Origin of the sequence: Myroides odoratus, assembly GCF_001549985.1 — a bacterium.
Classification (GTDB): Bacteria; Bacteroidota; Bacteroidia; order Flavobacteriales; family Flavobacteriaceae; genus Flavobacterium; species Flavobacterium odoratum_A.
Genome location: NZ_LROZ01000002.1, coordinates 152,440 through 170,492, shown reverse-complemented (window position 1 = coordinate 170,492; position 18,053 = coordinate 152,440). Strand labels below are relative to the sequence as shown.

15 protein-coding genes are annotated in these 18,053 nt (G+C 38.0%); all 15 read left to right on the top strand.

All coding sequences use genetic code 11. From position 1 onward, the window contains the following. Positions 1-35 precede the first annotated feature (35 nt). The 15 genes from AWV75_RS04055 (at position 36) to AWV75_RS03985 (ending at position 17,881) form a co-directional block, all read left to right on the top strand. Positions 36-3,191 (top strand): efflux RND transporter permease subunit, encoded by a 3,156-nt coding sequence (locus tag AWV75_RS04055; RefSeq protein ID WP_060873155.1) that lies wholly within the window; start codon positions 36-38, stop codon positions 3,189-3,191. A gap of 13 nt (positions 3,192-3,204) precedes the next feature. After that, positions 3,205-4,596: an efflux transporter outer membrane subunit gene (locus AWV75_RS04050; RefSeq protein ID WP_060873257.1), complete on the top strand. Its 1,392-nt coding sequence runs from the start codon at positions 3,205-3,207 to the stop codon at positions 4,594-4,596. A 171-nt stretch (positions 4,597-4,767) separates the two neighbouring features. After that, the gene (locus AWV75_RS04045; protein ID WP_060873154.1) at positions 4,768-5,904 is read left to right on the top strand and encodes an efflux RND transporter periplasmic adaptor subunit; all 1,137 of its coding nucleotides are present in this window, start codon (positions 4,768-4,770) and stop codon (positions 5,902-5,904) included. Between the two features lie 98 nt (positions 5,905-6,002). Next, positions 6,003-6,416 (top strand): HYC_CC_PP family protein, encoded by a 414-nt coding sequence (locus AWV75_RS04040; RefSeq protein WP_060873153.1) that lies wholly within the window; start codon positions 6,003-6,005, stop codon positions 6,414-6,416. 81 nt (positions 6,417-6,497) lie between these two features. Continuing rightward, a complete protein-coding gene (locus tag AWV75_RS04035; RefSeq protein WP_060873152.1) occupies positions 6,498-7,886 on the top strand; it encodes a TolC family protein in 1,389 nt (462 codons plus the stop codon). Positions 7,887-7,892: 6 nt separating this feature from the next. After that, complete coding sequence (locus tag AWV75_RS04030; protein ID WP_060873151.1) at positions 7,893-11,051, top strand: efflux RND transporter permease subunit; 3,159 nt, start codon at positions 7,893-7,895, stop codon at positions 11,049-11,051. A 5-nt stretch (positions 11,052-11,056) separates the two neighbouring features. Then, positions 11,057-12,148: an efflux RND transporter periplasmic adaptor subunit gene (locus AWV75_RS04025; protein WP_060873150.1), complete on the top strand. Its 1,092-nt coding sequence runs from the start codon at positions 11,057-11,059 to the stop codon at positions 12,146-12,148. Between the two features lie 4 nt (positions 12,149-12,152). Next, positions 12,153-12,617 (top strand): hypothetical protein, encoded by a 465-nt coding sequence (locus AWV75_RS04020; protein ID WP_060873149.1) that lies wholly within the window; start codon positions 12,153-12,155, stop codon positions 12,615-12,617. A 46-nt stretch (positions 12,618-12,663) separates the two neighbouring features. Continuing rightward, positions 12,664-13,239, top strand: coding sequence for a helix-turn-helix domain-containing protein (locus AWV75_RS04015; protein ID WP_060873148.1), 576 nt, complete (start codon positions 12,664-12,666; stop codon positions 13,237-13,239). 172 nt (positions 13,240-13,411) lie between these two features. Beyond that, the gene (locus AWV75_RS04010; protein ID WP_060873147.1) at positions 13,412-13,915 is read left to right on the top strand and encodes a DUF2938 domain-containing protein; all 504 of its coding nucleotides are present in this window, start codon (positions 13,412-13,414) and stop codon (positions 13,913-13,915) included. A 69-nt stretch (positions 13,916-13,984) separates the two neighbouring features. Further along, entirely contained in the window at positions 13,985-14,944 is a 960-nt protein-coding gene (locus AWV75_RS04005; protein ID WP_060873146.1) for a helix-turn-helix domain-containing protein, read from the top strand. A gap of 183 nt (positions 14,945-15,127) precedes the next feature. Continuing rightward, entirely contained in the window at positions 15,128-15,466 is a 339-nt protein-coding gene (locus AWV75_RS04000) for a DUF4878 domain-containing protein (RefSeq protein WP_060873145.1), read from the top strand. 71 nt (positions 15,467-15,537) lie between these two features. Further along, a complete protein-coding gene (locus tag AWV75_RS03995) occupies positions 15,538-16,038 on the top strand; it encodes a YiiX/YebB-like N1pC/P60 family cysteine hydrolase (RefSeq protein ID WP_231737989.1) in 501 nt (166 codons plus the stop codon). Positions 16,039-16,350: 312 nt separating this feature from the next. Further along, on the top strand, positions 16,351-16,941 hold the full coding sequence (locus AWV75_RS03990; protein WP_060873143.1) for a hypothetical protein: 591 nt from the start codon (positions 16,351-16,353) through the stop codon (positions 16,939-16,941). Between the two features lie 166 nt (positions 16,942-17,107). Beyond that, complete coding sequence (locus tag AWV75_RS03985; RefSeq protein ID WP_060873142.1) at positions 17,108-17,881, top strand: N-acetyltransferase; 774 nt, start codon at positions 17,108-17,110, stop codon at positions 17,879-17,881. Positions 17,882-18,053 lie beyond the last annotated feature (172 nt).

Genomic DNA, 18,053 nt, shown 5'->3' with positions numbered 1-18,053 from the left:
CAAACAACAAAGATTCAATTTAACAAGGTAATTTCATGCTAAAAAAAATAATTCACAGGCCTGTTTTGGCTACCGTGATTTCTGTTATATTGGTAATTTTAGGTCTTGTAGGACTGAAAGAATTACCTGTACAGCAGTTCCCCGATATTGCACCGCCTAGTGTTGCTGTGCATGCATCTTATCCAGGAGGGAATGCTGAAACTGTACTAAAATCAGTGGTTACTCCTTTAGAGGAAGTCATCAATGGAGTAGAGCGAATGACTCACATCGAATCTACAGCCAGTAATGATGGTACAGCGACTATTACAGTCTTTTTTGAGTTGGGTACAGATCCCGATCAAGCTGCAGTAAACGTACAAAATAGAGTGGCACAAGTGCAGGGAATTCTACCAGAAGAGGTAATCCGTGCAGGGGTAAATACCCAAAAGGAGCAACGCGGAATGATTATGGTGATTGACCTCATCAGTGATGATGCGGAGCTATATGATGAAACTTTCGTTCAAAACTACGCGAGAATTAACGTGGTACGTGCTTTGAAGCGTATTAAAGGAGTAGGAAACGTACAGCTTTTTGGAGAGAAAGATTACGCCATGCGCGTTTGGTTGGATCCTCATAAATTGGCAAATCGCGGGTTAACTCCTTCAGATGTTGAACGCGTGATTCAGAATCAAAGTTTGGAAGTTGCTGCAGGTAATTTAGGCCAAAATGCCGGTGGTGCAGTTCAATATACCTTAACATATCCAGGGAAATACAATACCCCAGAACAGTTTGAACAAATTGTTGTTCAGGCAGATAGTAACGGAAATGTTTTATACTTGAAAGATATTGCTCGCATTGAATTTGGAGCAGTAGCGTATGATGAAGAAAATAAAGTAAATGGAAAAGAAGCCGTATCTATGGCGGTTTTCCAAACGAATGGTTCGAATGCAAATGAAATTCAAACGCAAATTTACGGGGTATTAGAGGAGTTAAAACCTCAATTGCCTAAAGGATTGAATTACAACGTAACCTTTGCGAGTAAAACACAACTAGATGAATCCATTAATCAGGTGAAAACCACGTTAATTGAAGCTTTCTTATTGGTGTTTTTAATTGTGTATTTGTTCTTACAAGATTTTAGATCGACGTTGATTCCTGCGATTGCGGTGCCAGTTTCCTTGATTGGAACCTTGTTCTTCCTTAATATGTTGGGATTCTCCATCAATATGTTGACGCTTTTTGCCTTGGTGCTCGCCATTGGAATTGTAGTGGATGATGCCATAGTCGTAGTGGAGGCAGTCCATGCCACCATGATGATTGATGGATTAAATGCCAAAGAGGCAACTTCTAAAGCGATGAGTGAGATTACAGGGGCTATCATCTCGATTACCTTGGTAATGTCGGCGGTATTCTTACCAGTAGGATTCATGACAGGACCAGTAGGGGTTTTCTATCAACAGTTTGCCTTTACCCTCGCGATTGCTATTTTAATTTCGGCAGTAAATGCCTTGACATTGAGTCCGGCTTTGTGTGCGTTATTATTAAAGAACCACTATACAGATGAGCACGGTGAAACAAGTAAAAAAGGATTTTTAGCTCGTTTCTTCTCTAGCTTCAACAATGGATTCAATGCATTAACTAATCGCTATGTTGGTGGAATTCGCTTTTTATTAAAAAGAAAAGTACTGGGAGCTTCTTTGATTTTGGGATCAATTGTAGCTATGGTTCTATTAATGAATACAACGCCTAAGGGATTCATTCCAAATGAAGACCAAGGTTTTGCCATGTTTGCGTTGTCTTTACCTCCTGGATCTTCTATTGATCGTACAACAAAAGTATTGAAAGAAGGGGATGATATTATGCGCAATCACCCAGCAATTAAATCGGTAACGACAATTTCTGGATTTAATATTTTGGGTAATGCGGCCAGTCCAGCGTATGGAATGGGATTCATCGCGTTCAAAGACAGAGCAGAACGCGGGGAAGTAACCGATATCAATGAGATTTTAGCCGATATCAATGGACAACTATCGACGATCAAAGAAGGTGATTTCTTCGTTTTTGCTAATCCGACAGTACCTGGATTCGGGGATTTTGATGGATTGGAATTAGTGGTTCAAGATAGAAAAGGTGGAACCATTAATGAATTTGCAGATGTTGTCACACAATTTAATGCAGATTTAAGTGCATCAGATGAGGTAGTACAAGCTTTTACTATGTTTAAAGCAGACTTCCCAATGTATAAGATTGTTGTTGATCCAGTAAAAGCGAAAATGCATGGTGTTGAAGTAAAGGATATGATGGCTGCAGTACAATTGTTTTACGGAAGTGCGCAAGTGAATGACTTCAACCGCTTTGGAAAACAATTTAAAGTGTTTGTACAAGGAGATGCGCCTTTTAGAGCGAATGAAGATTCATTTAAGACCTTGTATGTGCATACACAATCGGGTGAAATGATTCCGATTAGCTCGTTAGCTAAACTAGAAAAAGTATATGGACCACAAGCCATTAGTAGACATAACTTATTCAATGCGATTACTGTAAACGGTATTATTAGCCCAGGGGTTAGTACAGGAGATGCTATGGCTAAAGTTGAGCAGATTGCCTCAGAGAAATTACCAACAGGCTACGGAATTGAATGGTTGGGATTGAGTAAAGAAGAAAAGCAATCCGGAAATCAGATGGTTTTCATCTTTGGATTGTCAATTTTATTCGTGTATTTCATTCTAGCTGCTCAATACGAAAGTTACATCTTGCCTTTGGTGGTTTTATTCTCTTTACCTGTGGGTATTATAGGTGTCTTTCTCGCCATTGGAGCTGTGGGGATTGCCAATAATATTTATGTACAGGTCGGACTCATCATGCTCGTCGGTTTATTGGCGAAGAATGCCATTTTGATTGTAGAATTTGCCGTACAGCGAAGAAATGCAGGATTATCCATTGTGGAGGCTGCATTAGAAGCTTCGCGCTTGCGTTTGCGTCCAATCTTGATGACCTCTTTTGCCTTTGTTGCTGGATTAGTGCCTTTGATGTTCGTACAAGGATCATCTGCTCAAGGAAACCACTCCATTAGTATCGGTACAGCTGGAGGAATGTTCTTTGGTGTTGTATTAGGTGTCTTTGTTATCCCAATTTTGTATGTATTCTTCCAATACATTCAAGAGAAAATTTCAAGCGCACCAACAGCAACAGAACAACCAACGGAAGTTTAAAAAGAAATTTGAAATGAAAAAATACGTATATATCATACCCCTTGCTCTTGTCTTTACGGCTTGTAAAGTCGGAAAAGATTATGAACGACCTGCTTTGGATACTCCAAATCAGTTTTATGTCAATCCACAGGTCGATAGTTCAGCCAATACCATGGCTGAGTTATCTTGGCAAAACTTTTTTGGTCAGGAGGAGTTAGCGCATTATGTTCAATTGGCTTTGGATCAAAATACTGATTTACAATTGGCAATCAAGAATATAGATCAAGTAAACTTGCTGTACAAACAGTCTAAAATGGCGTTGTTGCCTAGTTTAACCATGCAGGCGACTGGAAACCACACGGAGTGGTCTAAGAACAGCGAGATTGTACAAACAGGGGCTTCACGTATAAGTAAGGACTATACTGCGCGTCTAGATTTGTCATGGGAATTGGATGTTTGGGGAAAACTTAGACGAGAAAAAGAAGCGGCCTTGGCTTCTTATATGCAAACACAAGAAGTAAAAAGAGCCATTCAAAATAGATTAGTGGCTGAAGTAGCAACCGCTTATATCAATTTGTTGATGTTGGATGAGCAGTTGCGCATTGCAGAAGAAGGATTGGTGCTACGCGAAAAAACATTTGCCTTGACGCAAAAAATGTATAAGATTGGAAACGAATCAAGCATAGCAGTTCAACAAGCAGAAGCACAATGGTTAGAGGCGCAGGAATTACTTCCGCAAATCGAACAAGAAATTGCGTTGCAGGAAAGCGCTTTGGGGGTTTTACTCAACCATTTTCCTCAGAAAATTCAGCGCACAACCTCTATTAATGCGTTGCAATTTTCAACGGATTTGAATACAGGTGTACCTGCGGAATTCCTAAGTCAACGTCCAGATATTCAAATTGCAGAATTAGAATTGAGAAAAGCAAATGCAAAAGCAGGTGCAGCTCAAGGTGAAATGTACCCTAGCTTAACGATCTCAGCCCAAGGAGGATTGAATGCAATTGAAGCTTCTCAATGGTTTAATACCCCTGCTTCTTTATTTGGAACGGTGATTGGAGGATTGGTGCAACCGATTTTTCAACAGAAGAAACTGAGAACAGCGTATGAAATTGCTGTAATTGAACGAGAAAAAGCAGCCATTAGCTTTAAAAATGCAGTCGTAGTTGGTTATGCTGATGTACACGATGCGTTGGTGAAAATGGATAAACTACAAGAAAGAGAAAAAGTAGTACAACAACGCGTCCTACTTTTAAATACTTCCTTGGACAATATTCAGGTGATGTTTGGTTTGGATAAAGCCTCTTACTTGGAAGTGGTTAATGCGCAAACATTAGCCTTGCAAAGTAATTTAAACTATGCGGAATTAAAACGCGACTACTTAGCTTCAAAAATTGATTTATATCGCGCGTTAGGCGGACACTAATCACAAGTGTTGTTGTGAATGAAAAAAAGACTGGCTTCTTCTCCTTGAGGAAGTCAGTTTTTGTTTTTAGACGATTTGTAGGGGTGTAGAAGAAAATGAAAATCGAGCGTGAAAAGAACTTTAAAATCGGAGGATTGTTAGTTATATTTGTAACTCTTATTGAAACAAGTTATGAAGAATACAAAAGTTAGAGCGCAACAAATTATTATGACGGTGGGCTGTATTGTTTTTTTGGTTTGGGTGGGCATTCGCGGAATGAATGAACGCGCAGGTGAAACCAAAGAAACGAATACAACAGGAAAAGAACAGTTGCCTCTTGCTTCAGAAGGCGTACAGGTGCAACCTGTTTCAGAAGAGGTTATCGTTGTCAATCAAACCTATGCGACACAAATGGCGCCAGCGCCAACTCTTGCGATGCGTGCAGATAGAGGAGGAGAACTCATACAATTAAAAGTAGATGTCAATAGCCGTATTGAAGTAGGGCAGGAAATTGCCTTGATGCGTGTAATGCAAGGAGATACAATTGGTTTAGGCAAAGCGACACGAAAAGCAAAAGAAGCGAAACAAGTGGTCAAAGAGCAATTAGAACAACTATTGGCGATTGATCGAGGCGAAGATGGAACGGAAGCCAAAGACAAATATGAAAAACAGTATGAAGCATACAATACAGCAAAAAAAGAAGCTGCTGCGTATGAAGAACAAATAACTAAAATAACTTCATCTGCGAATGCAGTTGCAGTAGAAAAAACAATTAAAGCAACAAGTGCGGGGATTGTAAAACAGATTCTGGTAGGAGCGGGTAGAACCATTGAAGTGAATCAACCGCTATTACTTTTACAACAAGGGCAAGCGAAATCAGTACAAATTGCAGTGACGAGTGAGAACTATTTACTCTTGCGCAATCATTTGCAACAAACGAGAGCGAAAGTTGTTTTTCAAGATCAATCTGCTCTACAATTGCCTTCTTCCGTGTTGGAATCTTTTACACAACAATCCATTAATGAAGATGGGAAAATAATCATGACCTTGAATGTTTCTTCTATTCCCAATATACAAGATATTCGAAAAATCGAACTGAGTATTTTAAATATTCCAACGAAAGTATTGGATGAAAAGGCGCTTTTTATGCGTGATAATACCCCGTATATCTGGACGGTTAACCAAGCGAATTCGGTTGAAGCAATACCTGTTGTGGTCGTGAAAAAAGAAGGCGGAAAAGTATATGTGCAAAAAGGAAATACTGCCTGGAATCGCGTCTTAGTGGGGGATCTAAAAACCGTAAAAGAAGGGGATATAGTCGAAAAATAATCTTCGACCAGTTGTGTTTTTCGCTGTGAAATTATACAATATATTCCAAAAATTATATAATACTCTTTTGTGTAGGAGTTGATATCTTCGCCCTATATATGAAGAGAATATTAGTCATACTATTTGGTATTATGTACTTCTTTTTAGCCTCTGGCTTTAGTACATATCAGCACATCTGTAAAGGATTAGTGCAGCAAACAAGTATGGCTTTTGCTCAAAACGCAGAAGAAAATTGTGCATTCTGTAGTAAAAAAGGAAAAACGGTTAACGAACCAAAGAAGAATTGCTGTCAAGACAAAGTTGAAGTTGTAAAAGTAAAGTCAGAAGTACAGCATTCAACGTTTAAGGTTTTAAAAGTTTCGTTTTTTGTAGATGCTATTTTGCACCGTTATTTTGGTGCGGTCTACGAATTTAGTACTGCACCAAAAGAGGTATTTACTCCCTACTTATATTATCTGTATGTAACAAAGGAAATCCCTTTGTATATCAAGCATTGCGTATATCGAATTTGATTGGTACAAGACACTTTAAAGGTATCTTCCCCCAGGGCTAGATACTGCTGAGTTATTGTATAATTAAACGCGTGATTTGAAATGAAATTCAATACAATAGCGTGTGTTGTTTTATGGTGTACAGCAAGTGCTGTATCTGCCCAAACACTTACTTTGGAACAGGCCATTGAGCAAGTTACCCAACGCTATCCCTTAATAAAAAGTAAAGAAGCCCAACTACAAGCTTCCATTTACAATACCCAAAATCAAAAGGGAAATTATTTTCCAGATTTAACGTTCGGAGCTCAACAAAGCTACGGAACAATTAATGCACAAAACGGACCTTTATACGCTTATGGCGGATTAGGGTCTGCTGCAACCTCTATGCCTTTGGCGGAACAGAATTGGAATGCAGCCTTTGGATCTTTGTACTTTGCCAATGTCAATTGGAATTTATTTTCCTTTGGTAAAACCCGTCAAGGAGTAGCCGTGACAAAAGCCCAACAAGGAGTCGCTCAACAAGATTTGGCTCAAGAAATTTTCAAGCAACAAGTGAAGGCGAGTGCTACCTATTTTAATTTAGTAGCAGCACAGCGCATTGTTGAGGTTCAACAGCGAAATCTGGAGCGAGCAAAAGTATTCTATACTGTTACAGCTGCAAAAGTAAAGAGTGGATTAATTGCTCAGGTCGATGAGCGATTGGCTCAAGCTGAAGTAGCTTTTGCTGAAACGACATACATTAAAGCCTATGATAAAGAATTAGAATGGGACAAACAACTTTCTGATTTATTGGATATTGAGCGTCAATCGTATGAATTAGATACACTTTTCTATACAGCAAAACCGGTGGTATTTGAACAAGAATACACGATGGAACACCATCCTATCTTACAATGGCAAGAACAACGAGTAAAGCAAAGCCAAACGATGGAGAAACTCGTGCACCGCAGTAGTTTACCCCAGTTGAATGCCTTTGGAATTATTCAGGGTAGAGGATCTGGTTTTGATTGGAACTACGTACAAGATAATACGGCATTTACTAAAAACTATAGCAATGGCGTAGGTATCGATCGCAGTAATTATTTGGTAGGATTGCAGTTGACGTGGAATATTTCACATTTCTTTCGAACAACATCCAAAGTAAAAGAGCAAGAAAAAATTTCGCAAAGCTTGCAAGAGGAATATGCTAAAATGGATCGTGAATTAACAAACCAAATGTTATTAACGAAAGAACAGTATGATAACGCGGCTAGCATTTTGACACACAGTACAATTGAAGTACAGGCGGCTACTGTTGCTTTTAATCAGCAACAAGCCCTGTATGAAAATGGGTTGAGCGATTTGGTTGCTTTTACTCAAGCTTTGTACACGTTACAACGTGCTGAAATTGCGTTTGAAGTGGCTCAAAACAACATTTGGCAAGCACTTTTAATGCAGGCTTCTGCTCAAGGAGATATTCAACTTTTAGTCAACGCTATTCCCCAAAAATAATAGAATATGAATTTAATTCGTTTTGCCTTGCGCAAACCGATATCTATTATGGTATTGGTTATAGGCTTGTTGTTCTTTGGATTTAAATCATCCAAAGAGATTCAGGTGGATATTTTACCTGAGATGAATCTACCTGTGGTGTATATTGCCCATTCATTTAATGGCTATACACCACAACAAATGGAAGGTTACTTTACCAAGATGTATGTCAATATGATGCTTTTTGCCAATGGAATTAAAAGTATCGATACTAAAAATACACAAGGATTAACCTTAATGAAAATTGAATTTTACGAAGGAACTGATATGGGAGAGGCGATTGCTTCTATCTCAGCCCTGTCCAATCGTTCTGTGATTTTCTTACCTCCAGGCGCTCCACCGCCATTCATTATTCGTTTTGATGCCTCTTCTCAACCCGTGGGACAGTTGGTGTTTCGCTCTGAAACAAAAACGAATAACGAATTGCAAGATATCGCCAATTTCGTGGCACGTCCTTTCTTGATTAAAATTCCAGGAATGACAACGGCACCTCCTTTTGGTGGTTCTCCACGTACGATTGAGATCAATATTGATCCAAATAAACTGCGCACGCATCAGATGAGTCCAGAACAAATCGTAGAGGCGATAAGCAGACAAAACGTGACTATGCCATCAGGAAACGTATATGTAGGAGAGAAGAATTACCTGACTCCAACCAATAATACGCTTAAAACCGTGGAGGAATTTGGTGATATTCCGTTGTTTAAAGGACAAGTAGACAACGTCTATTTACGCGATGTAGCTACAGTAAAAGATGGAGCTGATATTACAACCGGATATGCACTTGTGGACGGAAAACGCTCGGTTTACATCAATATTGCTAAGTCAGGGAAAGCCTCTACCTATGATGTGGTACAACAGTTGAAAAAGTCAATTCCACATATTCAGAATAACCTACCGGATGATGTGAAAATTTCGTACGAATTTGACCAATCAGTCAATGTAATTAACGCGGTAAAAAGCTTAATTGTAGAAGGCGTTTTGGGTGCTTTATTAACAGGATTAATGGTTTTGCTATTCTTGCGTGATCCGAGAGGAGCTTTGATTGTAATCCTGACGATTCCAATTGCAATTATTTCTTCGGTTTTATTTTTGAAATTATTTGGACAAACCATCAATATCATGACATTGTCAGGATTGGCTTTAGCTATTGGTATTTTGGTGGATGAGAGTACCGTAACCATTGAGAATATACACCAGCATTTTGCCCTCGGTAAGAGTAAGGTACAAGCCATTTGGGATGCCTGTAAGGAGATTGCCTTTCCTAAGCTATTAATTCTATTCAGCATCTTAGCTGTGTTTGCTCCTGCATTCATGATGACGGGGATTCCAGGCGCATTATTTATGCCTTTGGCCATGGCTATTGGATTTGCGATGACTGTTTCTTTCTTGCTTTCCCAGACGTTCGTTCCTATTATGGCGAACTGGATCATGAAATACAATCCAGAGAAACACGCAATTTCGGAGGAAGCTAAAGGATTTGATAAATTCAAGAATCGCATGGTGGCTCAAATTGAGAAACTGATGCCCTTGAAGAAAATGATCGCTGTGGGGTCTATTGTATTTGCATTGTTAGCCGTGGCGTTTATGTATCAAAACATCGGAAAAGATGTCTTGCCAACGGTGAATTCAAGTCAGGTACAAATGCGTATTACTGCACCAGAAGGAACGCGTATTGAGCATACGGAAATGAAAGTGAAAAAGTTATTAGCTGAATTAGAAGATTTATTTGGCAAGGATAAGATTGCTATATCCTCGGCTTTTGTGGGACAACACCCTTCTTCGTTTGCCGTGAGTCCAATCTACCTGTATAATGCAGGTCCACATGAAGCCTCTATGCAGATTGCCTTTAAAGATTTTAGTGGAAATACAGATGAATTAAAAGACCAAATCCGCGAGCGAATCAAAGAGAAGTTACCCGAATTGAAATTGACCTTTGAACCGATTGAATTGACGGAGAAAATTTTGAGTCAAGGAACGAATACGCCAATCGAAATTCGCATTTCAGGGATGATGCGTAAGATGAATATGATGACTGCCAATAAGCTATTGACGAAGTTGAAGGACATCGATTATATGCGCGATCAGCAGATGCCAATTTCGATGAATTATCCCGCGTATGAGATTAATATTGACCGTGTTCGCGCTGCACAATTGGGATTAGATGCAATGGATATCGCCAAATCCTTGGTTGCCACAACGGCTTCATCGCGCTATACAAACCGCAATATGTGGGTAGGAGGTATGATGGGCATTGCCTATGACGTACAAGTACAAATGCCCCAGAATCAATTGAATAGCAAAGAAGAGTTAGGAAATATTCCTTTGAGTAAAAATGCGGATCGCCCTGTATTGAGTGATGTAGCAACGATAACAGAGTCTAAAGTATTGGCAGAGAGTTATAACGAAGGAACGATGGGTTATGTCACTGTAATAGCGAATGTACATAAAACAGACTTGAATCGCGCCAAAGAAGATGTAGAAAAAGCAATTGCTGAATTGGGAGAATTACCTAAAGGAGTAAACGTAGAACTGATGGGAATGGCACCTGTGTTGGATGATACAATGAAAAGTTTAGCAGGTGGTTTATTGGTTGCTATTGTTGTGATTTTCTTGATGCTTACTGCTAATTTCCAGTCGTTTAGAGTGTCGTTTGTTATCTTAACTACGGTGCCTTTTGTTATGTTGGGGTCTTTGTTATTGCTCAAAGCAACTGGATCCACAGTGAACCTACAGTCCTACATGGGAATTATCATGTCCGTCGGAGTATCCATTGCGAATGCGGTGCTCTTGATTAACAACGCAGAAACGCTGCGCAAGATTGGATGGACCTCCACAGCTGCGGCTATTGAAGCAACTAAATTGCGTATTCGCCCAATTGCCATGACTACTTTAGCGATGATTGCAGGAATGCTACCTATGGCTATCGGACATGGAGAAGGAAGTGAGCAAGTGGCTCCATTAGGACGAGCTGTAATTGGTGGATTGTTAGCTTCAACTATTTCTGTATTGGTGATTTTACCCCTAGTATTCGCTTGGGTGATGAATAAAGTAAACAGACAATCTCCTTCTTTAGATCCAGAAGATACCGAAAGCATTCACTATATACCGACTGAAAACAAATAAGAATCATGAAAAGAATATATATAACCCTAGTTAGTTTAGTAGTATTAACTGCTTGTGCAGATAAGAAAACGCCAGAAACGGAAGAGAAAAAAGGCGAAACAGGTATGATGATGCCTGGGATGAATAACAAAGAAACGTTGGCCATTGAGAAGAGTAATCCTTTGGTTCCTTTACAGTTACCTGGTGAATTGAGAGCTGATCAACGCACGGAACTAGTTGCGAAAGTAAATAGTTATGTGACAGATTTGCGCGTAGATATTGGGGATCACGTAAAAAAGGGACAAGTATTAATGGTGTTGGAAGCACCTGAAATTCAGGCTCAAGTATCCAATGCTCAAGCGAAGTGGAAAGCCCAAGAAGCACTATATATTTCGACCAAAGCCACGTACGATCGCACCCTAAAAGCCAATGAAACAGCAGGTGCAATTGCTCCTGATTATTTAGAGCAGATTACAGCCAAAATGCTAGCAGATAAAGCACAGTTAGCGGCAACAAAATCGGCCTATGAAGAGATGCAAAACATTGATCAGTATTTGGTTATTCGAGCGCCTTTTGATGGTGTTATTACAGATAGACAGGTCGATAAAGGCGCATACGTTGGGCCTATGAGTAAAATACCGTTGTTGATTGTAGAAGATATCCATACACTGCGCTTAAACCTATCTATTTCCGAAGCGAATACCCCTTACATTAAAGAGGGAGATACAGTTAAGTTTAAAGTGAGAACCTTACCTCAAAAGGAGTTTGCAGGTGTGATTACTAGAAAAGCAGGGAGTTTAGATTTGAAACTACGCGCAGAGCAAATTCAAGCAGATATCAACAACAAAGAACAGCTGTTAAAACCCAATATGATTGCGGATGTAACCCTACAATTGAAAAGAGAAGAACCGAGTTTCTTTGTCCCTAAATCAGCTTTAGTAGAAAGTAATTTAGGTATCCATGTTATTGAAGTAAGAGATGGAGTTGCTTATCATATTAAAGTTGCTAAAGGAAGAGTGATGCCCATGATGGTTGAGGTTTTTGGTGAATTAACAGCAGGAACACAAATTCTAAAAATGGCAACAGAAGAAATTATGCATGAACAAAAAATAAAATAAGAAAATGAAAAGACAAGGTATTAAAATCGCAGTGGTATTAGCAGTAAGTGTAGTAGCTATTGCATGTGGAGAAAAACAACAAGGAGACAACCAACAAGCAGAGGCCGCTTTAGAGCAGGTGAAAGAAGAAATGAATCACAGCATGGGAGAGCCTGTTGCGTCTTCTGAACAATACAAAAAAGGAGATGTGGTTCCCAAGGAGTTGGTTTGTATGGTGAACGATGCTTTTATGGGGAAAAAACAATTAGAAGTAGAGCATGACGGCAAAATATATTATGGTTGTTGTGCAATGTGTCAATCTAGAATTCCAGAAGATGAAAGTGTGCGTTATGCCAAAGACCCTTTTACCCTAGAAACAGTAGATAAAGCCGAAGCTTACATTGTCATGATAGGAGACAACGGTGAAGTTGCTTATTTTAAAAATGAAGCGAATTACCAACAATTTGTAGCAGAGGCACAGGTTAATTAATTTGTTCCATAGGGAAGTAGTTCCTGCTTCCCTATATTTTTTAAGTATGAGTAACGATTTAATTTTATATGTAAAAAACATGGTTTGTCCAAGGTGTATAACCTTGGTAGAACGAGAATTGTTGAAGTTAGAGGTGAGCGTCAAAGAGGTGCGTTTAGGCGAAGTGGAGTTGGAAAAACCCTTAGTACCACAAATGGAAAAACAAGTCCAAGAACAACTGGCTCAAGTGGGGTTTGAAGTTTTGGAGGATGCCAAACAGATTGTTGTGGAACAAGTGAAAACCAAGATCATCGCTTATGTTCAACAGAAACACTTGCCTAACCTGAATTTATCCGATTATTTGGCTTCTACTTCTTCCATGAGTTATGCGAGAATTGCCCGATTATTTGTAGCACATACGACCTTGACCATTGAGAAGTATTACATTTTACAACGCATTGAAAAGGTAAAAGAATTGATTTCATATTGTGAGTTATCACTGGAAGAAATCGCACAACAAGTACATTATAAAGACGTCAGTCACATGAGTAAACAATTTAAAAAAACGGTCGGGATTACCCCCTCTCTTTATAGGAAAAATCAAAGGTTTGAACGAAAGTTTTTAGATCATATTATTACTTAATTACTGAAGGCTATGCGAATACTTTGTATCGTTTGCTAGTTTGTTGACGAAAAGAGGACCTTGGACAGTCCTCTTTTTTTATCTGTGATTTGTCCTGTTTTTAGTCCAAATCAGATAGGTATCCCACAGAAAGAACATCCTACTTTTGTATGGAATAAGTAAACAGATTATAATGAATACGATACTACAACTTATAGGATATTCGATAGTTATCGGAGTAAGTGCAACTATTTTTATGGATTTATATGCCTTGGTATTGAAGAAGGTATTTTCTATTCCATCCCTCAATTATGCCTTTTTAGGAAGATGGATTGGCCACTTTAAACAGGGGGTTTTTAGCCATGCGAATATTATGCAGGCGACACCTATTGCAGGCGAAAGAGCCATCGGATGGACGGCCCATTATGTAATAGGGATTACTTTTGCCTTTGTTTTATTGCTTATTTGGGGTGTAGAGTGGGTGGATTATCCAACGGTGATTCCTGCTTTATTAATTGGAATTCTTACTACTGTGGCGCCATTCTTTATGATGCAACCAGCTTTTGGCTTTGGTATTGCAGCCTCTAAAACTCCACAACCTAAAACGGCGCGAATAAGAAGCTTGATGGCACATACCATTTATGGGGTTGGACTTTACCTGGGTGGACTTGTGATGCATGCGATACTTTTTAGTTGATCAGAAAAAGAACAGCGGTATCGCTAGTATCAAAAGTAGTTGCTATCTTTAATAGAAATAAAGGGAAGGATGAAAAGCGAAGATAATATCAAAGAAATTCACACGTTAGAAGAATTTAAAGCCCTGTATTTTGCCGATCAAGAAGGCAATATTGTGTGTGAAGAATGCTGTACGATTGCCTATCAAAGTGGAATTGGTTTTTTGGAGATTTTTACGTTGGAGAACTTATCCCAATTACCCACTTTTGCTGCTGGTAGACAAACGAGAAAACAGTTTTATACCATGGTGCTTATCACAGCAGGAGAAGTGGAAGAGGTTATTGGTTATACCAAATATATCTTTACTGCAGGAGACATGTATTTTATAGGCGAAAATCAACTGCATCATATTCAACAATGGAGTGATGATGTACAGGGATTCATGTGTCTTTTTGATTCTGATTATTTCTTACTTTGCTTGAAACACCAAATCAAGTTGAATAGCTTTCCATTTTTCCAATTTGGACAACAACCTTTTGTCCATTTAGGGGAAAGAGAAGTGTCAATGATGGAGCATTTGTTTTGGAAGTTAAACAACGAGAAATGCCAAAAGCAAACGTTTAATGACGACTTGCTGGTACGGATGTTTTTGAATATTATTTTATTGGAAGCAGAACGTATCTACAACCATAAGAAAGTAGAAGCTCCTTTTGTTTTATCGCGTAAAGAACAATTAGTTGCTCGCTTTCAACTCTTGGTGAATCAGAAAATTATAGTACTCAAACAGGTAAATGAATACGCTGCTTTGTTGCACGTACATCCCCATTATCTCAATGATGTAGTCAAAGAGATTACTGGTTTTCCTGCGAGTTATTTCATCCAAAAGCAACTAATTGATGAGATTAAATCCCGATTAATACAAACCAATGATACCGTAGCGATGATAGCTGGAGATCTCAACTTTACAGAAGAATCTTATCTTGGGCGATTCTTTAAAAAGCAAGTTGGAGTTACCCCCATTCAATATAGAAAAAAACACAAGCAACATTAAAGATGGTTGAAAAAAGAGAGAAAACGCAACTGGTTTTCTCTTTTTTTATCTAATGTGTATGCTGGCTTAAAAAAATGAATATCGATTTTTATAAAGGAGAATATTGAATAATAATTGTTTTGTTTTATATAAAATTTTAAATAATTAATGTTAATTTTGTTTTGTATTTTAATATTTTAAGAGATGAAAAAAATTGCAATGGTATTGTCTTTAGGACTTTTATTGGCTTCTTGTTCTCAAGGGCCCAAAGATGTAGCGATTAAGTTTACAGAGAATGTAGCAAAAGGAAAAATAGATGAAGCGAAAAAGTACGCTACAGAACCTACAGGGAAATTATTAGAAATGGCGGTATCTTTTGGTGGATTACCAGTTGAGCCTGATACAAAAATAGAGTTTGTAAAAGATTCTATTGTAGATAGTAAAGCATGGGTAACAGTGAAAAATCAAAAAGGAAAAGAATCAGAAGTTACCTTAGTGAAAATGGATGGAAAATGGTTGGTCAATATGGAACCTCAAAAATAAACCGATGTTTACTTAGTCTTTTTTTACTTTTCATTTCTTGTACCCAAGCTTCCAAAACGGAGGAACCCGAAATGGAGATTTTAGTTCCTTTAAAAAGTGGAGATTTAATTGTTCGACAAGGAACAGGCTATTTCTCCGATCTTTTTAGACAAATGGGATCTCGGGATAAGAAATATTCTCATATTGGCATTATCAGTAAGGAACAAGATTCGATTTTTGTTTATCATATTGAGGCGGATGAGTTTACAGGTGAAGGATTCGCTTTAAAGGAAGAGGTGAGTAGTTTTATTAAACAGGCTAAAACCTATACCTTTTTTGAGAATCGAATGGATTCTATAGCTAGAAGCAACATGTTGAATAAAGCAAAAGAATACGTTCAGCGACAAGTAAAATTTGACTTGAATTTTAATGCACAGGATGATGATAAACTGTATTGTACCGAATTAGTAGCTAAATCGATTAATTACGGATTAGATTCAGTATACATTACACCTACAGCAAGTTTAAAAGGACGTCTTTTCTATGGATTAGACGATATTTATTCCAAAGATGTCTTTAAAGAAATAAAATAAGTAAGAGAGTATCCCACAAGGATACTCTTTTTTTACTGTGATATGTAGGGTTTTACAAGCAAAAAGTGTAAGAATAAAGGGACATATAACTTGTACTTTTGAACGTATAAAAGCCAAGTAAGAAGTAGTAAAATTTTTGTTGAAACGTTTATTTATTATTTGATAAAACAATAAAACGTTTGTTTTTTTACGTTAAGTTGTAGGCACAGTACTCTCGTACTGTGTCTATTTTATATTGATTTAAATATAAATCAATATAAAATTTGGTTAATATGTTCTTAAGAGTACTTTTGCAACAAATTTTAATAACGAATGAAAAAAGTATTTTATATCGTATTGCTTGTTGTTTTAGGAACCCTATCATCATTTGCACAAACGATCAAAGATTTTAAGCTTTTAAAGGGAGAAAAAGAAGTTGAGGTTGTGTTTAAGTACACCAATCTTCGTATGATGAAGGAAAATCTTACGGAAGCAGAATATGTACAAAACCACTTCAAAAACTTAGAAAAGAAAGATGAAGGATCTGGAGAGCTTTGGATTAAGAGTTGGGAGCGTAGTAAAGAAGATATTTGGGATCCGAAATTTTTATTATTAACCAATAAGTATGTAGATAGAAAAGTAAAATTTACTAAAAATGCACCAAATTCAACCTACATTTTATTGGTAGATGTCTTGTGGATTTACCCAGGTTGGGATGCTGGAATTGTAAAACAAGCAGCTAAGGTTACTTCAAGAGTAATATTAGTAAGTAGAGAGAATCCGAACGTGGTGTTAGCACAGCATAAATTTGATGACATGCCTGGAAGTCAATTTGGTTCAAATTTTAACAATGAAAGTCGAATTGGAGAAGGATTTGCAAAAACAGGAAAAGACTTCGCGAAAAAAATTGTAAAGAGTTTATAAAAATACAAGACAGCAGGGAAAGGCTTAGTGGATTACACTAAGCCTTTTTTATACGTTGGAGGTATAGAAATTAAAAGGACAATTCTTTCTTGGCCTAGATAATTTGCTGTATTTTTAGGTACATATAATCAGGTATTCATTTGTACGGCCATTTAATTTAAATTCCATGGAAAGCTTCATCAAATTAGATCAGCATAACATCGAACAAGAACATATCTGTTGTGCGATAGCAGATAAAAAATCGAAGGAAGGGTATCAATTAAAAAAAGATTGGTTGAAAAAGGAAATGGAGCATGGGTATGTCTTTCGACGATTAGATGCGAGAGCTAAAGTATTTATTGAATACGGGCCTGCAGCAAAAGGTTGGGCTCCTGTTATAGCACCAGATTATTTGTTGATTAATTGTTTTTGGGTTTCTGGACAATACAAAGGAAAAGGATATGCCAAGCAGCTACTGCAGATGGCTATTGATGATGCCAAGCAAAACAAGTACAAGGGATTGGTTACAATAGTGGGAACGAAAAAATTTCACTTTATGAGTGATACCCATTGGTTGTTGAAACAAGGGTTTACAACTGTTGAACAAACAAGTTCAGGCTTTAGTTTATTAGCGCTAAAACTTGATACTGCTGCAGTGAATCCTGAATTTAATGAAAGTGTAAGGACAGGCCGATGTAAAGAAACAACAGACCTTACAGTATACTATTCTAATCGTTGTCCGTTTTCAGCTTTGCATGTAGAAGATCTCTTGGTAGCAACCGCCCAAAAACGCAATTTATCCTTGACCCTAGTCAAATTGGAAGACAGGGAACAAGCACAACAAGCACCAAGCCCAGCAACTATTTTTAGTTTATTCTATCAAGGAGAATTCCTGACAACTGATATGAGTGTATGCCTAGATAGCCGTTTTGACAAATGCTTAGAAAAACGAATAAAATAGGAGGAAGGATTGGTCCGAAGATAGTTCAAGTAGTGGGAGCGCAAATCGCAAAAAGAGTAAGGCTATTGAGAGTTGAAATTTTTCCACTCAATAAAACGCTGATGAAGTATGGGTTTCAATAACTCGTAGTTGGCCCAAGAATTTTCAATGCGGTATAAGCTATCATGGTCTA